Source organism: Modestobacter sp. SYSU DS0290, assembly GCF_054050955.1.
In genome coordinates this window covers 1-25,495 of record NZ_JBJHAI010000029.1, presented here as the reverse complement: position 1 = coordinate 25,495, position 25,495 = coordinate 1, and the positions used below count along the sequence as shown (strand labels likewise).

The window sequence follows — 25,495 nt, the reverse complement described above, 5'->3', positions numbered from 1 at the left end:
CGACGGAGCCTCGCGCACCCGGTGGGTGCGCGAGGCTCCGTGGTCTGGCGTCGGGCCGAGAGCCGTCAGCTGGCCTTCTTGCGGGTCCGCTTCTTCGGCTCGGCGGCCGCGGCGACCGCGGCGGGGTCGAGGATGTCGGCGAGGAACCGCCCGGTGTGGCTCTCCGGCACGGTGGCGACGAACTCCGGCGGGCCCTCGGCCACGACGGAGCCGCCCCGGAAGCCGCCCTCCGGGCCCATGTCGATCAGCCAGTCGGCGCTCTTGATCACGTCGAGGTTGTGCTCGATGACGATGACCGAGTTGCCCTTGTCGACCAGGCCCTGGAGCACCAGCAGGAGCTTGCGGATGTCCTCGAAGTGCAGGCCGGTGGTCGGCTCGTCGAGGACGTAGACGGTGCGGCCGTTGGACCGCTTCTGCAGCTCGCTGGCGAGCTTGACCCGCTGGGCCTCACCGCCGGAGAGGGTGGTGGCCGGCTGGCCGAGCCGGATGTAGCCCAGGCCGACGTCGGTGAGGGTGCGCATGTACCGGGCGATCGCGGGGATCGCCTCGAAGAACTCGGCGGCCTCCGAGATCGGCATGTCGAGGACCTCGGCGACCGTCTTGCCCTTGTAGTGCACCTCGAGGGTCTCCCGGTTGAACCGGGCGCCCTTGCACACCTCGCAGGGCACGTAGACGTCGGGCAGGAAGTTCATCTCGATCTTCAGCGTGCCGTCGCCGGAGCAGGCCTCGCAGCGGCCGCCCTTGACGTTGAAGGAGAACCGGCCGGGCTGGTAGCCGCGGATCTTCGCCTCCGACGTGCTGGCGAACAGCTTCCGGACGTGGTCCCAGACGCCGGTGTAGGTGGCCGGGTTCGACCGCGGGGTGCGGCCGATCGGCGACTGGTCGACGCCGACGACCTTGTCCAGCTGGTCCAGGCCGGTGATGGTGCGGTGCCGGCCGGGCACCAGCCGCGCACGGTTCAGCTCGTTGGCCAGCGTCGTGTACAGGATGTCGTTGACCAGGCTGGACTTGCCCGAGCCGGAGACCCCGGTGACGGCGACCATGCACCCCAGCGGGAACGCGACGTCGATGCCGCGCAGGGTGTTCTCCCGCGCCCCCTTGACCACCAGCTCGCGGCCGGGCTGCGGCTGCCGCCGGACGGCGGGGATGGTGATCTCCTTGCGCCCGGACAGGTACGCACCGGTCAGCGAGCGCTCGCTGTCCAGCAGGTCCTGCACGGTGCCGCTGACGACGACCTCGCCGCCGTGCTCACCGGCGCCGGGGCCGATGTCGACCACCCAGTCGGCCTGCTTGATCGTGTCCTCGTCGTGCTCGACGACGATGAGCGTGTTGCCCATGTCGCGCAGCCGGACGAGGGTCTCGATCAGCCGGATGTTGTCCCGCTGGTGCAGCCCGATGGACGGCTCGTCGAGGACGTACAGCACGCCGACCAGCCCGGAGCCGATCTGGGTGGCCAGCCGGATGCGCTGCGCCTCCCCGCCGGCCAGGGTGGCCGCCGGGCGGTCCAGGGACAGGTAGTCGAGGCCGACGTCGACCAGGAAGGACAGCCGGGCCTGGATCTCGCGGAGCACGCGGTCGGCGATCACCTTCTCCCGCTCGCCCAGCTCCAGGGCGCCGAGCCACTCCGATGCGTCGCCGATGGAGAGCCCGGTGACCTCGGCGATCGACCGGTCGTTGAGCTTGACCGCGAGGATCTCCGGCTTGAGCCGGGTGCCGTGGCAGACGGGGCACGGCACGTCCCGCATGTAGCCCTCGTACTTGTCCTTCATGAACTCGCTGTCGGTGTCCTCGTGGCGGCGCTCGAGGAAGGGCAGCACGCCCTCGAAGGCGGCGTAGTAGCTGCGCTCACGGCCGTAGCGGTTCTTGTAGCGGACGTGCACCTGGTCCGGGGAGCCGTGCAGCACGGCCTTCTGCACCTTGGCGGGCAGCCGCTCCCACGGCGTCGTCATGGAGAACCCGAGCATGTCGGCCAGCCCGGAGAGCAGCCGCTGGAAGTACTCCTTGCTCATCGAGCCGGCCCACGGCGCGATGGCGCCCTCTTCCAGGCTCTTGGTCGGGTCGGGCACCACGAGGTCGGGGTCGACCTCCTTGCGGGTGCCGATGCCGGTGCACTCGGGGCAGGCGCCGAACGGCGAGTTGAAGGAGAACGAGCGGGGCTCCAGCGCCTCGAAGGACAGCCCGTCGTCGATGCAGGCCAGGTGCTCGGAGAAGGTCCGCTCGCGGGCCGGGTCGTCCTCGGGGAGGTCGACGAAGTCCAGCACCACGAGGCCACCGGCCAGCCCCAGGGCCGTCTCGACCGAGTCGGTCAGCCGCCGCTTGGCGTTCTCCTTGACGGTGAGCCGGTCGACGATCACCTCGATGGTGTGCTTCTCCTGCTTCTTGAGCGCGGGCGGCTCGGTCAGCTGGTGCACGGTGCCGTCGACCCGGACCCGGGAGAAGCCCTGGGTCTGCAGCGAGCTGAACAGGTCGACGTACTCGCCCTTGCGCGCACGGACCACCGGGGCGAGCACCTGGAAGCGGGTGCCCTCCTCCATCGCCAGCACCTGGTCGACGATCTGCTGCGGGGTCTGCCGGCTGATCGGCTTGCCGCAGTTGGGGCAGTGCGGCTGGCCGGCGCGGGCGTAGAGCAGGCGCAGGTAGTCGTAGACCTCGGTGATCGTGCCGACGGTCGACCGGGGGTTGCGGTTGGTCGACTTCTGGTCGATGGAGACCGCCGGGGAGAGGCCCTCGATGAAGTCGACGTCCGGCTTGTCCATCTGCCCGAGGAACTGACGGGCGTACGCCGACAGCGACTCGACGTACCGGCGCTGCCCCTCGGCGAAGATCGTGTCGAAGGCCAGGCTGGACTTGCCCGAGCCGGAGAGCCCCGTGAACACGATCATCGCGTCGCGGGGCAGGTCGAGGTTGACGTCCTTGAGGTTGTGCTCACGGGCGCCGCGGACGACGAGCCGGTCCATGTGATCCCTGTCGGTCGCAGTGGTTCTTGCTGGGTGGAACGCCGGGTCCGGCGGGCGGGCTTCCCCACCGCGGTGTCGGCTGGGTCTCCCGGCCGAGCCGGTCAGCCCAGCGGGACGCCGGCCAGGGTGCGGGGGTCGAAGACGGGCGCGTGCCGGCGCCAGGGCAGCCGGCGTTCCAGCTCTCCGGCGAGCCAGAGTAGTCGCGTCTCGGCGCCGGCCGGTCCGACGAGCTGCACCGAGGTGGGCAGCCCGGACCGCCCCGGGCCGGCGGGCAGCACCAGGGCCGGCAGGCCGGCCCCGTTCCACGCCCAGGTCCACGGTGCCCAGCGCGCGTTGGCGGTCGCGTTGGCCAGGAACCCGCGCTCGTGCCACGGGCGGGCGGGCAGCGGCGGGCCGCTGACCACCGGCGTGACCAGCACGTCGACCTCGGTGAAGTACGCGGCCATCCGGGCGCGGAAGGCCGCCAGCGCGCCGGGCCGCAGCAGGCCTGCGCGCTGCACCAGCCGACCCAGCCGGGTGTGCACCCGGTGCCGCGGCTCGACCGCGCGCCGGTCGATCCCCAGGGCGTCGGCGTCGGTGACCGGGCCGGCCAGCCAGCGGGCGACGACGGCGGCCGCGGCGGCCGGGGTGATCGGAGGGTCCCGACGGACGACGGTGTGCCCGGCGGCGCGGAGTTCGGCCACGACGGCGTCCAGCGCGGCCCGGCCGGCGGCGTCGAGCCGCACGCCGGGGACCGAGGACCGGGTGGAGACCGCGATCCGCAGCGGCCCGGCGGGCGCGGGCGGCTCGGCCGGGGGCGCACCCGCGAGCACGGCGGTGCCGGCGGCGAGGTCGGCCACCGTGGTGGCGAGCACCCCGTGCTCGGCCATGCCGTACCAGCTGTTCGCCCCGACCGCCCCGGGCACGACCCCGGTGCCGGGCTTCAGCGCGACCAGCCCGCAGGCGGCCGCCGGCAGCCGCAGGGACCCCATCCCGTCGTTGCCGTGGGCCAGCGGCACCACGCCCGCAGCGACGGCCGCGGCACTGCCACCGGAGGACCCGGCCGGGGACCGCCCGGTGTCCCAGGGGTTGCGGGTGACGGTGCCCGGGCCGTCGGTGGCCGAGTAGACGCAGAGCTCGGGCACCCGGGTGATCCCCACGACCACCGCACCGGCGGCCCGCAGCCGCGCCACGACCGGGTCGTCGGTGGCCGCCGGCGCCGGGGTGTGCGCCGCCGACCCTTCGGTGGCCACCTCCCCCGCCACGGCCACGTTGTCCTTCACCGCGACGGGGACGCCGGCCAGCGGCAGCCGCGCCCGGTCCGGCGAGGCGTCGACCGCCGCGGCCTCGGCGAGCGCCGCCGCGGCCCGGACCACCCGGAAGGCGCCGATCCTGGCCTCGACCTCGGCCAGGTGCGCCAGGTGCGCCCGGACGACCTCGACAGCGGTCAGCTGACCGGACCGGACCCGCGCGGCCAGCTCGGTGGCCGGCAGCCCGACGACCCCGTCCGCCCCCGCCCCGGAGCTCGGACCGGGGCCCGCGGGCGCGGCACCTGCACTAGCGTCCATGCCGTCGAACCTAACCGGGGCGACCGACAGTTCTCAGATGGGAGCGGGATGAGCGACGGCTACACCGGCGAGGTGCGGGTCGGCGGACCGGCCGACGTCCGCGAGCTGCCCGGTCTGACCATCCGCAAGCTGGCGGTGAGCGAGATGGCGAACAACGCGTACCTGCTCACCGACAGCGGCACCGGTCCGGGCACCGGCCAGGCGCTGCTGATCGACGCGGCGGCCGAGCCCGAGGCGCTGATGGAGCTGATCGACGCCGCCGACGTCCGCACCGTGGTGACCACGCACGGGCACTGGGACCACCATCGCGCGCTCCCCGAGGTCGTCCGGGCGACCGGCGCGGAGACCGTGGCGCACCCGGCCGACGCCGCTGACCTGCCGGTGCCGGTCACCCGCCCGGTCGAGCACGGGGACACCGTCGCCGTCGGCGACCAGGTGCTGGAGGTGGTGCACCTGCGCGGGCACACCCCCGGCAGCATCGCGCTGGTCTGGCGGGGGCCCGAGGGGGCCGGCACCCACGTCTTCACCGGTGACAGCCTCTTCCCCGGCGGGGTCGGCAACACCCAGTCCGACGCGGCGCGGTTCACCAGCCTGCTCGACGACGTCGAGGCCCGGCTGTTCGGCGCCCTGCCCGACGAGACCTGGGTCTACCCCGGTCACGGCGCCGACACCACGCTGGGCGCCGAGCGCCCCCACCTCGCGGAGTGGCGCGACCGCGGCTGGTGACCTGCGTCAGCCCGCCGGGACGTCCTCGGCCCCGGGGAGCTGAGCGAGCAGCCGCTCGAGCTTGCGGCGCTCACGCCGGGACAGCCAGCTCAACAGGAGCACGACCGCCCCGATCAGCAACACCCCGACGACGAGGTAGCCGGTCCGGCCAGTGCTGTCGACGAGCAGCACGATCAGCAGGACCGAGCTCAGCGCGGCCGAGCCGGCGAGGAGCCACACCCACGCACGCCGCATCGACTGCAGCTCCCGGGTGAGCAGCGGCCGCCAGACCGCCGGGTCGGCGTCGTCCGGCAGCCTTCCTTGCTTCGCCGCCCGCTGCAGCTGGTTCAGCCGGTCCAGCCCGCCCATCCGCCGGCTCTGCCACCAGATGGCGGCCGAGGCACCGGCGGCGCCGCCGATGGTCCCACCGAGCGGACCGCCCCAGTCGGCCGCACCGCCGCGGACCAGCGTGAGTGCGCCGACCACGGCCAGGTACACCGCTCCGTAGCCGGCCAGCGCGAGGCCGGCGACGACCCAGCGCCGACGCCGGCGGGACATCGCCCGCAGCCAGTTCCCCACCCGGTCCGACATGTTCGTGATCATGTGTCCGCGTGCGGGATCAGCGCCACTCAGTACGCGGGGTCGAGGTACAGCAGCGCGTAGGCGGCGAGCCAGTGCTCGACCATGTAGTCGCTCCCGCTGACGTGCGGCAGCGCCGCGGCGGCGTGCTCCCCGGCGGAGGCGCGCAGCCCCGGGACCCGGGCGTCGTCGGCGGGCAGGGCATCGGCCAGCCGGCGCAGGCACCAGGCACGGCTCAGGTTCAGCCCGTGCAGGTGGGCGGTCTGCCCGTCGCTCGCGTCGCCGACCACCGCCGGGGTGAACGACACGCCTCCGGGCAGGAACGTCGACAGCCAGGCCGGGACGTCCGGGACGACCTGGGTCATCAGCACCGCCTCGACCAGGGACGGCGACAGGAAGTCCGAACCCGAGGGCTCCCAGCGCACCGGGGCGTCGGCGTCCTCGCCGAACCAGCGGCGGGCAGCATCGACGAGCATCCCGTCGACCCCCGCCCGCCGCGCCGCCGGCAGCGCCATCAGCAGGCCGAACGCACTGTTGGGGTGGAGTCCGGTGCGGACCGGGTAGGTCGCCGCGGGCAGCCACCGCGCGTAGGCCCTGAGGAAGTGGTCGGCCAGCGGCTGCAGCGTCGCCGCCCACCGCCGGACGTCGTCCGGCGCGCCGTCCTCGGCCGCCCAGGACGCCGCCTCCTCGACCAGCGTCAACGCCCAGGCCCAGCCGTAGGGACGCTCCCACCCGGGGTGGGCGACGGCGTGGGCCACCTCCGCGGCGACCGCCTCCGGCGTCCAGTGCGCGTCGAGCACCGCCCGGATCTCGTCCGCGGGCAGGTTCCCGGGAGCGACCCGCAGCAGCCGGAGCAGCACCCAGTGCATCTCCACGGCGGAGTGCCAGTCGTAGCTCCCGTAGAAGGCCGGGTGCCGGTCCCGCGGCCGCACCGGCGCGTCCCCGGGTGCGCGGTAGTGCACGTACAGCCCGTTGGGGAACTCCTCCTGCACCGTCCGCAGCGCGGTGGCCGCGAGCTCCGGGGCGGCCGCCTGCAGCTGCGGGGTCACAGCCGGGTGGCCGGGACGCTGAGCGTGTCGTCCCGCCGCCCGCCTGCCTCGCCGTCGGCCACCGCCTCGACCTGGACCTGCACCGGCTCCTCCCCCACCGGAGCCGCCGGCCCCCCACCGGCCGGGAGCTCCGCGACCCCGGCCCGGTTCCGGGGCGTGGGCAGCCAGCGCGCCCACCAGCGCAGCACGTGCTCCAGCCGGGCCAGCCGGTGCTTCGGCCGCCCGGAGCGGGAGAGCTCGTGGCCCTCGCCGGGGAACAGCAGCAGCTCGGTGGGGACCCCGCGCCGCTTGAGCTCCACGTAGAGCCGGGTGCCCTGCTCCAGCGGGCAGCGCCAGTCCTCCTCGGAGTGGATGACGAACGTCGGCGTGGTGATCCGGTGCGCGTGCGCGAGCGCCGACTGGGCGGCCACCCGCTCGGGGTCGGTGCCCAGGTACTCGTCGGGGAAGAACCAGCCGATGTCCGACGACCCGACGAAGCTGACCGGGTCGTTGAACGCCCGCTCGCTGATCCCGGCGACGAACCGGTCGGTGCGCCCCAGCAGCAGGGTGGTCATGTAACCGCCGTAGGACCCGCCCATCAGCCCCACCCGGGAGGCGTCCAGCTGCGGGTCGCTGAGCGCGTCGTCGAGGAAGGCCAGCACGTCGTCGGCGTCGAGCTCGCCCATGTGCTCCTTGATCACCCGGCCGTGCTCCTGGCCGTAGCCGGACGACCCGCGCGGGTTGCACATGAGCACCGCGTAGCCCGCCTCGACGTAGGCCTGGGTCTCGTCGAACAGCGTCCAGCCGTACTGGCTGAACGGCCCGCCGTGCACGGTGAGCAGCACCGGGTGCGGCCCGGGGCCGGGCGGAGTGGTCAGCCAACCGTGCACCGGGTACCCGTCGGGGGCGGTGGCGGTCCGCTCCCGCATCCGGTGCAGCCGGCCGGTCTCCTGCAACGGGGCACCGAAGGCGGTGATCAGCCGGCGCCGTCCCGGGGTGATCGCGATCAGCTCGCCGGCGGACCGGTCGTGCGCGACCGTGGCGACCACGACGCCTCCGCCGGCCCCGATGCCGCGCACCGTGTACGGCCCGTCGACCAGCGCCTCGGGCTCCCCGCCGCCCAGCGGCACCCGCAGCAGTTCGACCGCGCCGCGCCGCTGCACCCCGAACAGCACGCCGTCGGGCGTGACGACGGTCGCCGGCGTCTCGTCGCCCCGGTCGTGCGTCTCCGGGTCGAGCACCGGCGTGACCGGGCCGCCGGCGGCGGGCGCCCGGCACAGCGTGGTGTTGCGGCCGACGAAGTCCCGGCCGCTGTCACCCAGGTCGGGCTGGGCGGAGAACCAGAGGGTCTCCCCCGCCGGGTCCCAGGCCGGGTGGGCGACGGCCGAACGGCCCTGCGTGACCCGGCGCAGCCCGGACCCGTCGGGGCGCACCACGAAGACGTCGGTGACCAGGTCGGCGTCGGCCCCCTCGTGGCGGGCGGAGACGAACGCCAGCAGCGCGCCGTCCGGGCTCCAGGCGACGTCGGCGTCGTCGTGGTCGCCGCCGGTGACCTGGACCGGCTCGGGCATCGGGACGGCGGTGTCGTCGGCGTCGCCGGGCAGGTCGACGACGAAGACGTGCTGGCGCCGGTCGGTCGTGAAGCCGACGTCGTCGCTGCGGTACTTCAGCGTGGTGATCAGCCGGGGCGCCTCGGCCGCCGGGGCGACGTCCTCGTCGGTGCCGTACCGCCCGGCCTGGGGCACCCGGGCGGTGTACGCCAGCCGCCGGGAGTCCGGCGACCAGACGGGTGCCCCAGCGCCGAGGTGGTGGTCGGTGAGCCGTCGGGGAGCGCCGCCGTCGGTGGGGAGCACGTGCAGCTGCGGAGCGCCCTTCGGCTCGGCGGCCAGGTAGGCGAGCCAGCGGCCGTCCGGGGAGAAGGCGGGCGCCGAGTCGCGGTGCCCGGCGGTGAGCGGGCGGGCCGGGGACGAGCCGTCGGTCGGCACGGTCCACAGCTGGCTGCGGTACTCGTCGGCGTCGAGGTCGAGCCGGGTCACGGCGACGACCGCGGTCCGCCCGTCCGGGGAGACCGCGGGCACACCCGGGACGCGCAGCAGGGAGAGGTCGGTCGGCCGCATGCCCGCGACGCTAACCCAGGCTCCGCGCGGGCCAGATGGTGAGCACCGCTAACGGGTGAGGTCCTAGGGTGCCCGCATGACGCGACGCGTGTTCTCCGGCGGCCAGGTCCTCGACGGCACGGGCCGCCCGGCCGCGCCCGCCGACGTCGCGGTGCAGGACGGCCGGATCGTCGAGGTCGGGACGGGCCTGGACGGCGACGAGGTCGTCGACTGCACCGGCGCCACGGTGCTGCCCGGCCTGTTCGACTGCCACGTGCACGTGATGCTCAGCGGCGTCGACACCCTGCGGCACCTGCAGACGCCGTTCAGCTACGGCTTCTTCGAGGCCGCCCAGAACCTGCGCCGCACCCTGGCCCAGGGCATCACCTCGGTGCGCGACGCCGGTGGCGCCGACCTGGGCGTCGCCGAGGCGGTCCGGCGCGGGCTCACCGCCGGGCCGCGGATGCAGATCGCGATCAGCATGCTGTCCCAGACCGGCGGCCACGGCGACGGGTGGCACGTCTGCGGCGCCGAGGTGCCGCTGCTCGGGCCGCACCCGGGCCGGCCGCGGACGATCGTCGACGGCCCGGACGAGATGCGCCGCACGGTGCGCGAGCTGCTCCGCGCGGGCGCCGACGTGCTCAAGGTGGCCACCAGCGGCGGCGTGCTCTCCGCCCGGGACGACCCGCGCCACCCGCACTTCCGCCCCGCCGAGCTCGCCGTGCTGGTGGAGGAGGCCGAGGCCGCCGGTGTCGGGGTGATGGCGCACGCGCAGGGCGCAGCGGGGATCAAGGCCGCCGTCCGGGCGGGCGTCCGCTCCATCGAGCACGGCATCTACCTCGACGACGAGGCGATCGAGCTCATGCTCGAGCACGGCACCTGGCTGGTGCCCACGCTCGCCGCCCCGCGGGCGGTGCTCGCGGCCGCCGACGCCGGTGCCGCCCTCCCAGACGCCGTGGTCGCGAAGGCGCGGGCCGTGCAGGCGGTGCACGACGAGGCGGTCAGCCGGGCCGTCGACGCCGGCGTGCGGATCGCCATGGGCACCGACAGCGGCGTCGGCCCGCACGGCGACAACCTCAGCGAGCTCGGGCTGATGGCCGGTTGCGGCATGACCCCGGAGCAGGCGTGGCACGCCACGACGCTGTCCGCGGCGCGGCTGCTCGGCGTCGCCGACTCCCTCGGCAGCCTGGAGCCGGGCAAGCGGGCCGACGTCGTCGTGCTGGACGGCGACGCCGCGGACCTGACCGGGCTGGCCGGACGGGTCCGGGAGGTGTGGCGGGACGGCGAGCTGGTCGCGGCCGGCGGCGCCGTCGTCGAGCCCGGCACGATGCCGCCCCGCTGACGCCCGGCCGGTGGCCGCCGCTCAGCTGCCGCGGGGCTCCTCGACCACCTCGGCCCGGCCGGTCTCCTCCGCGCCGGGCACCGTGCGCCCGGTCGCGTCGGTGTCCACCGGGGGCTCGCCGGTCACGGCGGCCGGGCCGGCCTCGGCCTGCTCGCCGCGGGTCTTCAGCAGGCTGGCCACGGTGGCCACCAGCAGGACGACGAGGATCACCGTGAGCGACAGCCAGGTGGGCACCGTCGGCACCGCCTCCAGCGGCTCCCGCTCCCCGGCGAACGGGTACTGGTTCTCGTGCACCGCCTCGAGGACCAGCTTCACGCCGATGAACGCCAGGATGACCGCGAGGCCCAGGGACAGGTAGACCAGTCGCTTGAGCAGGCCGCCGAGCAGGAAGTACAGCTGCCGCAGCCCCATCAGCGCGAAGACGTTCGCGGTGAAGACGATGAACGCCTCGCGGGTGAGGCCGAAGATCGCCGGGATGCTGTCCAGCGCGAACAGCAGGTCGGTGGTGCCCAGCGCGAGGAAGACCACGATCATCGGCGTCCACAGCTTCTTGCCGCCGTGCTCGACCCGGATCTTGCTGCCGTGGTACTCCGCGGTCATCGGGAGCACCTTCCGCATGCGGCGGATGAGGGCGTTCTCCTCGTAGTCCTCGTCCTCGTCGCGGTGCCGGACCAGGTTGATCGCGGTCCAGACCAGGAAGGCGCCGAAGAGGTAGAAGACCCAGATGAACTGCTCGATCAGGGCTGCGCCGGCCAGGATGAAGATGCCGCGCAGCACCAGCGCGATGATGATCCCGACCATCAGGACCTCTTGCTGCAGCTTCCGGGGCACCTGGAAGCGGGCCATGATGATCACGAAGACGAAGAGGTTGTCGACCGAGAGCGAGTACTCGGTCAGCCAGCCCGCGTAGAACTCGGTGGCGAATGCACCGTCTGTGAAGACGAGCAGCAGCAGCCCGAACAGCAGCGCCAGCCCCACGTAGAAGCTGACCCAGCCGGTGGCCTCCTTCACGGAGGGCTCGTGCGGACGGCGGGCGACGATCGCGAGGTCGGCGAGCAGCAGGACGGTGAGCCCCACGAACGTCGAGATCTCGAACCAGACGGGGAGCTCCACGTACCGGAACTCTACAAGTCAGTTGCACCAACCACCCGGCGGGCGCGACCAGGGGTCGGCCTGCCCGCCGGCCGCCCTGGAGCCGCCGGCGGGCAGGTCGCTCAGCTCCGGTCGGGGCCGTCCCGTTCGGTGGTCGCCGCCTGACGGGGCTCCGGCAGGCCGTCCTCGGACGCCCGCTCGGGGTCGCCCGGGGCACCGATGTGCCGGCCGGTCCGGTCGGCGCCCGGGTCGCCCGGGCCGGTGCGCTGCCCCCGGCGGGCGGCGTCCTTCTTGTTCTTGCGCAGGCTGGCCACGGTGGTGACGACCAGGGTGACCAGGATGACGACCAGCGACAGCCAGGTGGGGATCTCCGGGATCCGGGTCACGTGCTCACCACCGTTGATGAACGGCAGCTCGTTCTCGTGCAGCGCGTGGATGACCAGCTTGATGCCGATGAAGCCGAGGATGACCGCCAGGCCGTAGGCGAGGTACACCAGCTTGTCGAGCAGGCCGTCGAGCAGGAAGAACAGCTGCCGCAGCCCCAGCAGCGCGAAGGCGTTGGCGGTGAAGACCAGGTAGGTCTCCTGGGTGAGGCCGAAGATGGCCGGGATGGAGTCGACGGCGAAGAGGATGTCGGCGCTGCCGATGGCGATCAGCGCGATGGCCAGCGGGGTGATGTGGCGCTTGCCGTCGATCTTCGCGGTGAGCCGGTCGGAGTGGTACTCCTGCGTCGTCGGCAGCACCTTGCGGGTGAGCCGGAGGACGGCGTTCTCCTTGAACTCCTCGTCCTCGTCGTGCCCACCACTGCGGGCCTGCGCGATCGCGGTCCAGATCAGGAAGCCGCCGAAGATGTAGAAGACGAAGCTGAAGTTCTCGATCGCGGCGGCGCCGACGAAGATGAACAGCGTCCGCAGCACCAGGGCGAAGGCGATGCCGAAGAGCAGCACCTTCTGCTGCAGCTCCCGGGGCACGGCAAAGCTGGCCATGATCAGCACGAAGACGAAGAGGTTGTCGACCGAGAGGCTCTTCTCGGTGACCCATCCGGCGAAGTACTCACCGCCGTACCTGCCGCCGGCGAACCACAGCACCAGCAGGCCGAAGACGAGCGCGATGCCGACGTAGACCGCCGACCAGGTGGCCGACTCCTTCAGCGTGGGGGCGTGCGGGGTGCGGACGTGTCCGACGAAGTCGAACACCAGCATCCCGATGATGGCGGCGACGGTGATCGCCCAGACCCAGAGTGGGACGTCCAATTCGGATTCCTCCGGTTCACTGGCAGCAGTCAGTACCGGAGGTCTCTCCCGCCGCCCCGGAGACCGGGCCGACCGACAGGGCCGGGGTCGGTGACCCGTGCTGACGACCACTGCCGCGCAGGGATACTCCCCTCCACGTCGGACCCGCTCACCACCGGCAGCGGCTGCGCTGTCACCTGGTATGCCCGCAGTGCGAGTCCGGAGCCCCCAACGTCCAGCCGGCGCACAGAGTTCCCGTCGACCGCGGACTCGGCCGCGGACGGCACAGGACCGGGGGCACCGACCCCGGGGCCCGCCGTGACCGCGGCCGGCCACCCCCGGGAGACAGGACGGCTGCGGCGATCAGTCGACCGGTGACACCCGGATGAGGTTCCCGTCGGGATCACAGACGACGAAGGTCCGGCCGAACACGTCGTCGTGCAGCTCCTCGACGACGGTGACGCCCTTGGCCGCCCACCGGGCGTGGACGCGATCGACGGACGCAGCGCCGCCAGTGACCATCAGTCCCACCTCGCTGACCCGGGGCGTGGCCGGGACCGCGTGCTCGGCGCGGCCCGTCCACACGGCGAACAGCACCCCCGGAGCGACCTCGAACGCGACGTAGCGGGGGCTGGTGAAGCACGGCTGGATGTCGAACAGGTCGCGGTAGAAGGCGGTGGCCTGCTCGGCGTCCTGGACGTAGACGAGGAAAAGGTTGGGTGCGGACACGTGGGCTCCGGGGACGTCGGACTGTGGACGTCCGCGACTCCACCGCGCAATGACGACAGGAGCGGTCACCTTTCCGGTGCGGATGTGGGCGTGAAGGCGGCCAGGCTCCTGACCCTGCTGCTGCTCCTGCAGGCCCGGCAGCGGATGACCACCCGTGAGCTCGCCGAGCGGCTCGACGTGTCACGGCGGACGGTCCTGCGCGACGTGGAGGCGCTGTCGGCGGCAGGGGTCCCCGTCTACGCGGAGCGCGGCCGGCACGGCGGGGTCGTCCTCCTCACCGGGGCACGCCTCAACGCGTCACACCTGGACCCCGGGGAGATCGAGGCGCTCTCGCTCACCGGGGTGGACCACGCCCGCCTCCAGCAACTGGGGCTGGCCGCGGCCGCCGAGCAGGCCGCGCACAAGCTCGCCGCACGGCGAGCCCGAATGCCCGGCGCTGGGGTGACACCGTGGAGCGAGCTGATCATCGCGGACAGCACGGCCTGGCTGGCCTCCCCCGCCGACGTCGACATCGCTGACCTGGCGACGGACCTCCGGGCCCGGCAACGGCTGGAGATCCGCTATCGACGGAGCGGCACCACCCAGCCGGCCCCGGTGGTGGTGGACCCGTACGGACTCGCGGTCAAGGCGGGCCGCTGGTATCTCGTGGCGGACACCGACGGTGCCCCTCGGGTGTTCGCCCTCGAGCGTCTCACCTCCTACGAGGTGCTCCGTCCCCCCGCCCGACTGCGAGCCGGGCACACCCTGACGACGGTGTGGGCCCACCTCCGCGCACAGGTCGAGCAGGCCGGGGACGTGGCGATCACGGCCCGCCTCCGGAGGAGCCGCCTGGATCTCGCCCGTCGCATCCTGGGCTCCCGGATGGGCGACGTCCGCCACCTCGACGAGCTCTGGTGCCAGGTGACGGTCCGGTACGAGGAGGTCGAGGGAGTCCGACAGCTGCTGCAGTTCGGCGACCACATCGAGGTGCTGGCGCCTGAGCCCGCCCGCCAACTGGTCCACCAGTTGGCCCGTGACCTCGCCACCCGCCATGGGCCGACCGCGTCCGGCTGACGCCGGCCCTCGGGCGGTGCTGGCCGACCGGTCCGGTCAGCACCACGGGGCACACGGGCGGCGCAGACCGGTCAGGCGTGCGCGGCGTCGAGCTGGCGCAGCTCCTTCTTCAGCTCGGTCAGCTCGTCGCGCAGCCGGGCGGCGACCTCGAACTGCAGCTCCCGGGCAGCCGCGAGCATCTGGTCGTTCATCTGCGTGATCATGTCCGCGAGCTCGTTGCGCGGCAGGCCCTGCACGTCGATCGACCCGGCCTTGGCCTTGCTCTTCGACGACAGCCCGGGCACCGGCGCCTTGCCGCGCGACTGCTGTCGCCCCGACCCGCCGAGCAGCTCGGTGGCGGCCTCGGTCTCCTCCGCCGCCTGGTAGATGCCGTCGAGGATGTCGACGATCTTCTTGCGCAGCGGCTGCGGGTCGATGCCGTGCTCGGTGTTGTAGGCGATCTGCTTCTCGCGACGCCGGTTCGTCTCGTCGATCGCCTGCGCCATCGACGGCGTGATCTTGTCGGCGTACATGTGCACCTGCCCGGAGACGTTGCGCGCCGCCCGGCCGATCGTCTGGATCAGCGAGGTGCCGGACCGGAGGAAGCCCTCCTTGTCGGCGTCCAGGATCGCCACCAGCGACACCTCGGGCAGGTCGAGCCCCTCGCGCAGCAGGTTGATGCCGACCAGCACGTCGTACTCGCCCTGCCGGAGCTCGCGCAGCAGCTCGACGCGGCGCAGGGTGTCGACCTCGGAGTGCAGGTAGCGCACCTTGATGCCCAGCTCGAGCAGGTAGTCGGTGAGGTCCTCGGACATCTTCTTGGTCAGCGTGGTGACCAGGACCCGCTCGTCCTTCTCGGTGCGCAGCCGGATCTCGTGCACCAGGTCGTCGATCTGGCCCTTGGTCGGCTTGACCACGACCTCCGGGTCGACCAGGCCGGTCGGCCGGATGACCTGCTCGACCACGTCGCCCTGCACCCGGCCCAGCTCGTAGTTCCCCGGCGTCGCGGACAGGTAGACGGTCTGGTGGATCCGGTCGGTGAACTCCTCCCACTTCAGCGGTCGGTTGTCCATCGCCGAGGGCAGCCGGAAGCCGTGCTCGACCAGCGTGCGCTTGCGGCTCATGTCGCCCTCGTACATGCCGCCGATCTGCGGCACCGTCACGTGCGACTCGTCGATGACGAGCAGGAAGTCGTCCGGGAAGTAGTCGATGAGACAGGCACCGGCGCTGCCGGGGGCACGGCCGTCGATGTGCCGCGAGTAGTTCTCGATGCCGGAGCAGAACCCGACCTGCCGCATCATCTCGATGTCGTAGGTGGTGCGCATGCGCAGTCGCTGGGACTCCAGCAGCTTCCCCTGCCGGTCGAGCTCGGCCAGCCGCTGCTCCAGCTCGGCCTCGATGGTGGCGATCGCCCGCTCCATCCGCTCGGGGCCGGCGACGTAGTGGGTGGCCGGGAAGACGAACAGCTCGTCGACCTCGCGGACGACCTCGCCGGTGAGCGGGTGCAGGTAGTAGAGCCGCTCGACCTCGTCGCCGAACATCTCGATCCGGACCGCGAGCTCCTCGTAGACCGGGAAGACCTCGATCGTGTCGCCGCGCACCCGGAAGGTGCCCCGGGTGAACGCCAGGTCGTTGCGGGTGTACTGCTCGGTGACCAGCGTGCGCAGCAGCTCGTCGCGGTCGCGGTCCTCCCCCACCTTGATCTTCAGCGCCCGGTCGACGTACTCCTCCGGCGTCCCCAGGCCGTAGATGCAGGAGACGGTGGAGACGACGATGACGTCGCGGCGGGTGAGCAGGCTGTTCGTCGCCGAGTGGCGCAGCCGCTCCACCTCCTCGTTGATCGAGGAGTCCTTCTCGATGTAGGTGTCGGTCTGCGGGACGTACGCCTCGGGCTGGTAGTAGTCGTAGTACGAGACGAAGTACTCCACCGCGGCGTCCGGCAGGAGCTCGCGGAACTCGTTGGCCAGCTGCGCCGCGAGGGTCTTGTTCGGCGCCATCACCAGGGTGGGGCGCTGCACCTGCTCGATCAGCCACGCCGTCGTCGCCGACTTGCCGGTGCCGGTGGCGCCGAGCAGCACCGTGTCGGTCTCCCCCGCGTTCACCCGCTCGGCGAGGGCCTTGATCGCCGCCGGCTGGTCGCCCGAGGGCTGGAACTCGCTGACGACGCGGAACCGCCCCCGGGTCGGGCGGAGGTCGGTGTTCGTGCGCACGGGACGACGGTACGACGCGGATGCGACAGAACGGTCCGCACCGACCGCGCGGGCCGGTGACCACCAAGATCGCGGACCGGGGCCGGAGTTGGCAGACTGTTGGGTGACCTGCCTGAGACACCTCGACGACGTGTCCCGCCCACCGCTCCACCGTGGTGGAGGCGACAGGTGTGATCGGGGCCCGTTCCGGGCATCCGACGGCGAACCCCTGGCCCGGTCACGGACCAGGGGTGTGACGCCAGCCCCCACCCCGGGGGCCTCAGCCAGGAGGACGACCTCTCCCATGACCACCCAGGTGTGGCCCGGTTCCGACTACCCGCTCGGTGCGACCTACGACGGCACGGGCACGAACTTCGCCATCTACAGCGAGGTCGCCGAGAAGGTCGAGCTCTGCCTGTTCGACGCCGAGGGCAACGAGGAGCGTGTCCGGCTGCCCGAGCGCGACGCGGGCGTGTGGCACGCGTTCCTGCCGGGGATCCAGCCCGGCCAGCGCTACGGCTACCGCGTCCACGGGCCCAACGACCCGGCGCAGGGCCTCCGCTGCAACCCGAACAAGCTGCTGCTCGACCCCTACGCCAAGGCGATCGACGGGCAGATCGACTGGGACGAGTCGGTCTTCGGCTACCACTTCGAGTCCGGTGAGCGGAACGACGACGACTCCGCGGCACACATGCCGAAGTCCGTCGTCGTCAGCCCCTTCTTCGACTGGGGCACCGACCGGCCGCCGAAGACCCCGTACCAGAAGACCGTCATCTACGAGGCCCACGTCAAGGGGCTGACGATGACCCACCCGCGGGTGCCGGAGGAGCTGCGCGGCACCTACGCCGGCATCGCCCACCCGGCGGTCATCGAGCACCTCACCGACCTGGGCGTGACCGCGATCGAGCTGATGCCGGTGCACCAGTTCGTGCAGGACGACACGCTGCTGCAGAAGGGCCTGCGCAACTACTGGGGCTACAACACGATCGGCTTCTTCGCCCCGCACAACGAGTACGCCCAGTCGACCGACGGGCAGCAGGTGCAGGAGTTCAAGGGCATGGTCCGGGCCCTGCACGAGGCCGGCATCGAGGTCATCCTCGACGTCGTCTACAACCACACCGCCGAGGGCAACCACCTGGGCCCCACCCTGTCGTTCAAGGGCATCGACAACCGGGCGTACTACCGGCTGGTCGAGGGCGACGAGCAGTACTACATGGACACCACCGGCACCGGGAACTCGCTCAACGTCCGGGACCCGCAGTCGCTGCAGCTGATCATGGACTCGCTGCGCTACTGGGTCACCGAGATGCACGTCGACGGTTTCCGCTTCGACCTCGCCTCCACCCTGGCCCGCCAGTTCCACGAGGTCGACCGGCTGTCGGCCTTCTTCGACCTGGTGCACCAGGACCCGATCGTCAGCCAGGTCAAGCTGATCGCCGAGCCCTGGGACGTCGGCGACGGCGGCTACCAGGTCGGCAACTTCCCCGCTCTGTGGACCGAGTGGAACGGCAAGTACCGCGACAGCGTGCGCGACTACTGGCGCGGCGAGGACGGCACCCTCGGTGAGTTCGCCAGCCGCATCTCCGGCTCGGCCGACCTGTACCAGCACGCCGGCCGCCGGCCGGTGGCGAGCATCAACTTCGTCACCGCCCACGACGGGTTCACCCTCAACGACCTGGTCTCCTACAACGACAAGCACAACGAGGCCAACGGCGAGGGCAACAACGACGGGGAGAGCCACAACCGCAGCTGGAACTGCGGCGTCGAGGGCGAGACCGACGACGTCGAGGTGCTGGAGCTGCGGGCCCGCCAGCGGCGCAACTTCATCGCCACGCTGATGCTCAGCCAGGGCGTGCCCATGCTGCTGCACGGCGACGAGCTGGGCCGCAGCCAGGGCGGCAACAACAACGGCTACTGCCAGGACTCCGAGCTGACCTGGATCGACTGGGAGGACGTCGACGAGGGCCTGCTCGAGTTCACCAAGCTGGTCACCCGGCTCCGCACCGACCACCCCACGTTCCGCCGCCGGCGGTTCTTCCACGGGCGCCCCGTCCCGTGGGAGGAGACCGACCCGCAGCAGGACATCGCCTGGCTGGGCCCGGACGGCGAGCCGATGGACGACGCGGACTGGTCCGATGGCTCCGCCAAGTCGCTGGCGATGTACCTCAACGGCCACGGCATCCGGGAGATGGACGAGCGCGGCGAGTACGTCAGCGACGACCACTTCTACCTGGCCTTCAACGCCTCGCACGAGGAGATCGACTTCACCCTGCCCAGCGACGAGTACGCGGAGGGCTGGACGCTCGTCGTCGACACCGCCGAGCTGGGCGAGGTCGAGCCGCTGGAGCTGAAGGCCGGCGGGAAGGTCACCCTGCAGCCGCGGTCGACGGTCGTGCTGCAGGCGGCCGCGTCGTGACGGCACCCTCGACCGGCGACCGTGGCCGGCAGGTGCCCTCGGGCACCTACCGGCTGCAGGTGACCGCCGACTTCACCCTGGACGACGCGGCGTCCGTGGCCGGCTACCTGGCCGACCTGGGGGTGAGCCACGCCTACTCCTCGCCGCTGCTGCGGTCGGCCGCGGGCAGCACGCACGGCTACGACACCACCGACCACGCGCACATCGACGAGCCGCGCGGTGGCCGGGCGGGTCTGGACCGGCTGGTGGCGCAGCTGCACGAGCACGGCCTCGGCCTCGTGCTGGACCTGGTGCCCAACCACATGGGCGTCTCCGACGCGCACGAGTCGGGCTGGTGGTGGGACCTGCTGCGGCACGGGCGGGAGTCCGCGCACGCCGACGCCTTCGACGTCGACTGGGACTTCGGCGGGGGGCGGGTGCGCATCCCCGTCCTGGGCAGCGCCGACGACGTCGCCCGGCTCGAGCTGGTCGAGGTCGACGGCGAGCTGGAGCTGCACTACTACGACAACCGCTTCCCCGTCGCGCCCGGGACGGCCCAGGCCGGCGACGACCCGGTCACGGTGCACGACCGGCAGCACTACGAGCTGGTCGACTGGCGCCGGGCCGACGACCAGCTCAACTACCGGCGGTTCTTCGCGATCAACACCCTCGCCGGGCTGCGGGTGGAGGACCCGGAGGTGTTCCGGGCCACCCACGCGCTGATCGTGGAGCTGGTGGAGAACGGCTCGGTCGACGCGCTGCGGATCGACCACCCCGACGGCCTCGCCGACCCGAAGGGCTACCTGGACGCCCTCGCCGCGGCCACCGGGAACCGGTGGACCGTGGTGGAGAAGATCCTCGAGCCCGGCGAGGAGCTCCCCGAGAGCTGGCGGACGGCCGGGACGACGGGGTACGACGCGCTCGCCGAGGTCGACGAGGTGCTGATCGACCCGGCCGGGGAGCCGGCGTTCACCGCACTGGACACCGAGCTGGCCGGCGCCCGGGTCGACTACGCGCAGCTGGTGCACGACTGCAAGCGCGAGGTCACCGACGGGATGCTCGGCTCGGAGGTGGCCCGGCTGCAGCGCATCGTCGGCGACCTGGCGGGCGTGCCGGCCGAGCAGGTCACCGAGGGGCTGGCGGAGCTGCTGGCCAGCTTCCCGGTGTACCGCAGCTACCTGCCCGACGGCCGCGAGCACCTCGACGAGACCGTCGCCGCGGTCAAGCTGCGGCGACCGGACCTGGCCGCCGCCGTCGACGGGCTGCACCCGCTGCTCGGCTCGGCCGGCACCGAGCTGGCCACCCGGTTCGAGCAGACCTCCGGCCCGGTGATGGCCAAGGGCGTGGAGGACAGCGCCTACTACCGGTGGGCGCGGTTCGTGGCGCTGAACGAGGTCGGTGGCGACCCGGCGCGGTTCGGCGGCACGGTCGCGGAGTTCCACGCGGCGCAGCAGCGCCGGGCGGACCGCCGGCCGGCGTCGATGACCACGCTGTCCACGCACGACACCAAGCGCAGCGAGGACGTGCGTGCCCGGCTGGCGGTGCTGGCCGAGGTCCCGAGCGAGTGGGCCGGGCTGGTCCGCGGGTGGATCGGCCGGCACCCGCTGGCCGACCGGTCGCTGGCGCACCTGGTGTGGCAGAACCTGGTCGGCGCCTGGCCGCTGTCCCGGGAGCGGGCACACGCGTACGTGGAGAAGGCCGCCCGCGAGGCCGGCACCTCGACCACCTGGACCAACCCGGTGCAGGAGTTCGAGGACCAGCTGCACGCACTGGTCGACGCCGCCTTCGACGACCCGACGACGCACGCGGAGATCGAGCGGTTCGTGGCCCGCATCGCCCCGTTCGGCTGGTCGAACTCGCTGTCGCAGAAGCTGCTGCAGCTGACCATCGCCGGCGTCCCGGACGTCTACCAGGGCACCGAGCTGTGGGACTTCTCCCTGGTCGACCCGGACAACCGCCGCCCGGTCGACTACGCCCTGCGGCGCCGGCTGCTGGCCCGGCTCGACGAGGGCTGGGTGCCGCCGGTCGACGCGGAGGGCGCCGCGAAGCTGCTGGTCGTCTCCCGCACGCTGCGCCACCGGCGCGACCACCCGGAGGCCTTCGCCGGCTACACCCCGGTCCAGGCGACCGGGGCGGCCGCCGACCACGCCGTCGCCTTCGACCGCGGTGGCGTGGTGACGGTGGCGACCCGGCTGCCGGTGCACCTGGCCGGGACCGGGTGGGGCGACACCGGGCTGGCGCTGCCCACCGGCGCGTGGCGGGACCTGTTCACCGGCACCCGGGTGGTGGCCGACGCGCACGGCGCCCCGCTGGCGGAGCTGCTCGCCCAGCTGCCGGTCGCCCTCCTGGTCCGCGACTAGTCCCCGACCGGCGGCCGGGAACCTCCGGCCGCCGGTCAGGCGGCACGCCACCCGACCGGGCCCACCGGCCGTCCCAGCAGGTCCGCGTCCAGGCCCAGCGGCAGCGTCACCACTGCCCGGGCGGGTGAGGGCTCAGAACCGGATGGCGTCGATCACCTTCACGCGGACGGCGATGAGGGCGGGCACCAGGCCGGCCAGGGCGCCGACGGCGGTGGCGGCGACCAGCCCCTCCACGGCGGCCGAGACCGGGAACCCGGGGGCGTCGGCCAGCGGCACTCCCCCGCCCAGCCAGTCCTCCAGCGGCAGGTTGCGCACGATCGCCACCGACAGCGCGACCGCGGCCAGCCCGGCCAGCGCCGTCGCGACGACGCTCTCCAGCACCACCGCGGCGAACACCCGGCCCGACGTCGCACCGAAGCTGCGGCGCACGCCGATCTCCCGGATCCGCTGCCGCACCGTGACCAGCCCGATGTTGAGCACCCCGATCCCACCGAGCAGCAGCACCAGCAGGCCGGCGCCGCGGACCGCCAGCCGCAGCTGGCCGATGGTCTCCTCCAGGTTCTCCGGGTCCGAGCGGTAGGCGTCCACCTGGGCGCCCGGCAGCAGCCGGCTCAGGTCGGTCTGCACCGCGGCCATCACCTCGTCGGCCTGGGCCGCCGGCACCCACAGCTCGACGCTGGGCGGGCCGTAGCCGAACGACTCGGCGTCGGCGGCCGTCGCGTCACCGGCGGCGCGGTCGACCCGGTAGACCATCGGGTCGCTGCCGCCCTCCGCGACCACCCCGACGATGCTGGCGAGCTGGGGCCGGGGCCCGCCGATCACCACGGTCGGGCGGCCGGAGAGGTCGGGCACCCCGAGCCGGTCGAGGAAGGGCTGGTTGACCACGAGCGCCGGGGCGAGGGTCAGCCGGTCACCCTCGCGCAGCCAGCGCCCCTCGGTGGGCTGCAGCCGGTGCAGCGGCCCGTAGGACGGTGACACCACCGAGGCGGGGACCGTCTCGGTGCCGCCGGGAAAGCGGAAGAGCTGGTCCCGGTACCCGCGGGTGGCCACCGCCTCGGGCGGCAGCCCGTAGCGGGCGACGAGGTCGTCGATCCCCGCCTGCCAGTCGGCGGCCGACAGCGGGCCGGTCGTGCCGAAGGCCTGCACCGAGACGGTCGCCGTCCGGCCGCCGTAGCGCTCGGCCTGCTCCTGCTGCACCTGCGCGACGATCTGCCCCAGCGCCGTCACCGAGGTCATCGCCAGCACCGCGAGGAAGACCCCGACCAGGGAGAGCACGACGCGGGCCTTGTGCACCCGCACCTCGCCCCACGCCTCGGAGAGGCTGCCGATCAGCCCGGTCACGGCGCGGTCCGGTCCGCGGTCGCGGCGGCGAGCTCGCCGCCGGCGGGAACGGGGGTCAGCCGGCCGGCGTCCAGCCGGAACCTGCGGGAGGCGAGGGCGGCGACGGACAGGTCGTGGGTGATGGTGACCAGGGCGGCACCGTTCTCCGCGGTCACCTCGGCCAGCAGCGCCATCACCGCCGCACCCGTGTCGACGTCCAGGGCCCCGGTGGGCTCGTCGGCGAGCACCACCCGGGGGGTGCGGACCAGGGCCCGGGCGATCGCCACCCGCTGCTGCTCGCCACCGGAGAGCCGCTCGGGCACCGAGTCCGCGCGACGCGCCAGCCCCACCCGGTCGAGCATCGCCCGGGCGGTGCGGTTGCGGGTGAAGAACTCCGCTCGCCGCGCGTAGAGCAGCGGGGCGGCCACGTTCTCCACGGCGGTGCGCCGGGGCAGCAGGTTGAACTGCTGGAAGACGAAGCCGAAGGTCTCCCCGCGCAGCCGGGCACGGCGGCGGGAGGACAGCCCGTCGGTGGACTGCCCGTCGAGGAGGTAGCTGCCGGCGGTGGGGCTGTCGAGCAGCCCCAGCACGTTGAGCAGCGTGGACTTGCCCGATCCGGACCGGCCCACGATGGAGATGTGCTCCCCGGCCTCGACGCGCAGGTCGACCCCGCCGAGCACCGGCAGCAGGCTGCCGTCGGGGAGGCGGACGTCGCGGCCGACCCCGGACAGCTCGATCAGGCTCACCCGCCCCACCCGCCGCCCATGCCGGGGCCGGTGGGGGTGTCGTCGGGGACGGGCACGAACTGCAGCACCGACTCGCCCTCGGTCAGCCCGCCGGTGATCTCGACCTGCTGGCCGTCGGTGAGGCCGAGGGTGACCGGCCGCTCCTCGGGGGTGCCGTCGGCGCCGGGCACCCAGACCGTGCCGTTCTGCACCGCGCCCTGGACCGCGGTGGCCGGGACGACGAGGACGTCGACCGCCTCGCCGGCGTTGATCGCCATGGTGGCGGCCATCCCGGAGAAGACGGTCACGTCCCCGGGCACGGTGCACCGGGCCTGGCTCGCCGCGGCCTGGGTGGGCATCCCGGTCATCGGGTCGATCCCGCCGCCGGACCCGGCGTCCGCCGGCGGGGCGCCGAGGGTCAGGTCGCTGCAGGTGAAGGGCGCCGGCCCGCCGCGCACGGTGATCTCGGCGCTGGACGGCGGGCTGAGCAGCCGGAACTGGTCGGCCTGGGTGATCGGGGCGGTCACCGACAGGGTGCCGGGTGAGAGGGCGCCGACCACGTCGCCGACCGCCACCACCTGGTCCTTGAGGACGTCGATCTCGGCCACCGTGCCGGCCGCGGGCGCGGTCACCGTGACGCTCCGGACCAGCGGGTCCCGGGGGGTGGAGGTGGGGTTGCCCTCGGCGTCGACCCCGACCACCGGGTCGCGCTCCTCCTCCCAGCGGATCTCCAGCAGCGCGGCGCCGGCCTCGACCCGGCTGCCCGGCGTGGCGATGATCCGGCGCACCTCGCCGGCCGAGGTGGCCTTCACCGGCACGTCGGCGTCGGCGGCGACGGTGCCCTCGACGGTCACGGTGTTGGTCACGGTGCCGCGCGCCACGGGAACGGCGGGGCTGCTCAGGTCGAGGCCGGGCGGGCCGGAGGCGCCCACCGGGTCGGCGTCGCCGGTCCCGCCGCGGAAGGCGAGCACGACCAGCGCGGCGGCGATCACCGTCCAGACCAACAGCCGGAGGACCGGCAGGACGAGGGTGCGCACGACGCCCACGGGACGCCCCTTCCGGATCGGATCCGGCTGGTGCCGGATGCCGCGAAGCTAGTGGCCCCGACCACCCGCAGGAAGGGGGCGCAACGGTGTGTCCGGCCCCGCGCCCCACGGACCCCAGCGTCTCGGATCCAGACCGGCCGTGAACGGGTGCCTGCGTGCGGTGAGGGGAGCCGGGCCTGTCGCCGGTCGGCCTGCCGGGGTGGCCCGGGCCCACCTAGCGTCGGGCGGGTGCCCGGGCCTTCCCGGCCGGGCACGGCACCGGACCGCCCAACCCCGTCCGCCGGTGACCTCAACCGAACCCCAGGACGGGGGCGGGGGACCCATCTCCGGCGCGAACGCTCGCGCCTCGGGGTGAAGCCGCACCGCTCGTCCGACGCCCGGCTCCCGTGCCGGGCCGCCGGTCCGTGCGCGCGGCCGGGCACCGATCGCCCGAACCCGACAGCTCACCTCGCAGGCGGCGATCGGAGGATCCCCATGCCCGAATCCACCCGTACCCGCCGACTGGTCCGCCGCGGCGCTCTCACCACCGGTGCCGCCGCCCTGGCGGTCGGCGCGTTCGCCGCCCCGGCGTCCGCCGCGCCGCAGCACGACTGGAGCGGCGTCGCCCAGTGCGAGTCCGGCGGCGACTGGAGCATCAACACCGGCAACGGCTACTACGGCGGCCTGCAGTTCTTCCAGCCGACCTGGGAGGGCTACGGCGGCCTGGAGTTCGCGCCCCGCGCCGACCTGGCCACCCCGGCGCAGCAGATCGCCGTCGCCGAGCGGGTGCTCGACGGCCAGGGCGTCGGCGCCTGGCCGGTCTGCGGGCAGTACCTCACCGAGGGGACGACGCCCGTCGCCGCTCCCGCCCCGGCCCCCGCGGCGGCCCCCGCCCCGGCCCCCGCGGCGGGGGCCACGTACACGGTCGCGCCCGGTGACACGCTGGGCAAGATCGCGGCGGCGCACGGCACCAGCTGGCAGCAGCTGTTCGACCGGAACCGCGACGTCGTCAGCGACCCGCACCTGATCTACGTGGGCCAGGTGCTGTCGGTCTGACCGGGCGGTGGGGGGGGGGGGGGGGGGGGGGCGGGGGCCCCCCACGGCGCGCGCGGCGGGGGGGGCGCCTGTTTCGCCCCGCCCCC

Annotated in this window: 18 protein-coding genes and 1 riboswitch; of the genes, 6 read left to right on the top strand and 12 right to left on the bottom strand. The window is 73.4% G+C overall.

Annotated features, from left to right (window positions below; translation table 11 throughout):
* Positions 1-65 precede the first annotated feature (65 nt).
* Both uvrA and ACI795_RS18130 read right to left on the bottom strand, forming a co-directional pair.
* The gene (gene uvrA / locus ACI795_RS18135; RefSeq protein WP_457076976.1) at positions 66-2,957 is read right to left on the bottom strand and encodes an excinuclease ABC subunit UvrA; all 2,892 of its coding nucleotides are present in this window, start codon (positions 2,955-2,957) and stop codon (positions 66-68) included.
* Positions 2,958-3,058: 101 nt separating this feature from the next.
* Complete coding sequence (locus ACI795_RS18130; RefSeq protein WP_457076975.1) at positions 3,059-4,504, bottom strand: amidase; 1,446 nt, start codon at positions 4,502-4,504, stop codon at positions 3,059-3,061.
* Between the two features lie 48 nt (positions 4,505-4,552).
* On the opposite strand from ACI795_RS18130, the gene ACI795_RS18125 reads away from it, so the two are divergent.
* Entirely contained in the window at positions 4,553-5,230 is a 678-nt protein-coding gene (locus tag ACI795_RS18125; RefSeq protein ID WP_457076974.1) for an MBL fold metallo-hydrolase, read from the top strand.
* 6 nt (positions 5,231-5,236) lie between these two features.
* On the opposite strand, the gene ACI795_RS18120 is transcribed toward ACI795_RS18125, so the two are convergent.
* Genes ACI795_RS18120 through ACI795_RS18110 form a run of 3 tightly spaced genes read right to left on the bottom strand, consistent with a single transcriptional unit; the run spans position 5,237 to position 8,933 of the window.
* Positions 5,237-5,800 (bottom strand): hypothetical protein, encoded by a 564-nt coding sequence (locus ACI795_RS18120; RefSeq protein WP_457076973.1) that lies wholly within the window; start codon positions 5,798-5,800, stop codon positions 5,237-5,239.
* A gap of 38 nt (positions 5,801-5,838) precedes the next feature.
* Positions 5,839-6,837, bottom strand: coding sequence for a DUF2891 domain-containing protein (locus ACI795_RS18115; RefSeq protein ID WP_457076972.1), 999 nt, complete (start codon positions 6,835-6,837; stop codon positions 5,839-5,841).
* The gene (locus ACI795_RS18110; RefSeq protein ID WP_457076971.1) at positions 6,834-8,933 is read right to left on the bottom strand and encodes a prolyl oligopeptidase family serine peptidase; all 2,100 of its coding nucleotides are present in this window, start codon (positions 8,931-8,933) and stop codon (positions 6,834-6,836) included. Before ACI795_RS18110 ends, ACI795_RS18115 begins: the two co-directional genes overlap by 4 nt.
* Before the next feature lie 76 nt (positions 8,934-9,009).
* Here ACI795_RS18110 and ACI795_RS18105 point away from each other — a divergent pair, with 76 nt between their 5' ends.
* Positions 9,010-10,254 (top strand): amidohydrolase family protein, encoded by a 1,245-nt coding sequence (locus ACI795_RS18105; RefSeq protein ID WP_457076970.1) that lies wholly within the window; start codon positions 9,010-9,012, stop codon positions 10,252-10,254.
* 21 nt (positions 10,255-10,275) lie between these two features.
* Here the strand turns inward: ACI795_RS18105 and ACI795_RS18100 are convergent, their stop codons facing one another.
* The 3 genes from ACI795_RS18100 to ACI795_RS18090 form a co-directional block, all read right to left on the bottom strand.
* Complete coding sequence (locus ACI795_RS18100) at positions 10,276-11,367, bottom strand: TerC family protein (RefSeq protein WP_457076969.1); 1,092 nt, start codon at positions 11,365-11,367, stop codon at positions 10,276-10,278.
* Positions 11,368-11,468: 101 nt separating this feature from the next.
* Complete coding sequence (locus tag ACI795_RS18095; RefSeq protein ID WP_457076968.1) at positions 11,469-12,599, bottom strand: TerC family protein; 1,131 nt, start codon at positions 12,597-12,599, stop codon at positions 11,469-11,471.
* Positions 12,600-12,941: 342 nt separating this feature from the next.
* On the bottom strand, positions 12,942-13,307 hold the full coding sequence (locus ACI795_RS18090; protein WP_457076967.1) for a VOC family protein: 366 nt from the start codon (positions 13,305-13,307) through the stop codon (positions 12,942-12,944).
* A 90-nt stretch (positions 13,308-13,397) separates the two neighbouring features.
* Here ACI795_RS18090 and ACI795_RS18085 point away from each other — a divergent pair, with 90 nt between their 5' ends.
* Positions 13,398-14,360 carry a helix-turn-helix transcriptional regulator gene (locus tag ACI795_RS18085; RefSeq protein WP_457076966.1) on the top strand — a complete coding sequence of 321 codons (963 nt, stop codon included), beginning with the start codon at positions 13,398-13,400 and terminating at the stop codon, positions 14,358-14,360.
* A gap of 71 nt (positions 14,361-14,431) precedes the next feature.
* Here ACI795_RS18085 and uvrB read toward each other — a convergent pair whose 3' ends face one another.
* On the bottom strand, positions 14,432-16,549 hold the full coding sequence (gene uvrB, locus ACI795_RS18080; RefSeq protein ID WP_457076965.1) for an excinuclease ABC subunit UvrB: 2,118 nt from the start codon (positions 16,547-16,549) through the stop codon (positions 14,432-14,434).
* A 283-nt stretch (positions 16,550-16,832) separates the two neighbouring features.
* Between uvrB and glgX the strand changes: the two genes are divergently transcribed.
* A complete protein-coding gene (gene glgX, locus ACI795_RS18075; RefSeq protein WP_457076964.1) occupies positions 16,833-18,944 on the top strand; it encodes a glycogen debranching protein GlgX in 2,112 nt (703 codons plus the stop codon).
* Entirely contained in the window at positions 18,941-21,283 is a 2,343-nt protein-coding gene (treY, locus tag ACI795_RS18070) for a malto-oligosyltrehalose synthase (RefSeq protein ID WP_457076963.1), read from the top strand. The genes glgX and treY overlap by 4 nt, the downstream gene beginning before the upstream one ends.
* A gap of 132 nt (positions 21,284-21,415) precedes the next feature.
* Here the strand turns inward: treY and ACI795_RS18065 are convergent, their stop codons facing one another.
* From ACI795_RS18065 to ACI795_RS18055, 3 genes are read right to left on the bottom strand one after another with little or no spacing between them, the layout of a single operon-like run.
* The gene (locus ACI795_RS18065) at positions 21,416-22,624 is read right to left on the bottom strand and encodes an ABC transporter permease (RefSeq protein ID WP_457076962.1); all 1,209 of its coding nucleotides are present in this window, start codon (positions 22,622-22,624) and stop codon (positions 21,416-21,418) included.
* On the bottom strand, positions 22,621-23,349 hold the full coding sequence (locus tag ACI795_RS18060; protein ID WP_457076961.1) for an ABC transporter ATP-binding protein: 729 nt from the start codon (positions 23,347-23,349) through the stop codon (positions 22,621-22,623). Before ACI795_RS18060 ends, ACI795_RS18065 begins: the two co-directional genes overlap by 4 nt.
* Positions 23,346-24,365, bottom strand: a complete 1,020-nt coding sequence (locus ACI795_RS18055) for an efflux RND transporter periplasmic adaptor subunit (protein ID WP_457076960.1) — start codon at positions 24,363-24,365, stop codon at positions 23,346-23,348. The genes ACI795_RS18060 and ACI795_RS18055 overlap by 4 nt, the downstream gene beginning before the upstream one ends.
* A gap of 290 nt (positions 24,366-24,655) precedes the next feature.
* Positions 24,656-24,846: riboswitch (cyclic di-AMP (ydaO/yuaA leader) on the top strand.
* A gap of 2 nt (positions 24,847-24,848) precedes the next feature.
* Between ACI795_RS18055 and ACI795_RS18050 the strand changes: the two genes are divergently transcribed.
* Positions 24,849-25,409, top strand: coding sequence for a transglycosylase family protein (locus ACI795_RS18050; RefSeq protein WP_457076959.1), 561 nt, complete (start codon positions 24,849-24,851; stop codon positions 25,407-25,409).
* The last annotated feature ends 86 nt before the right edge of the window (positions 25,410-25,495 follow it).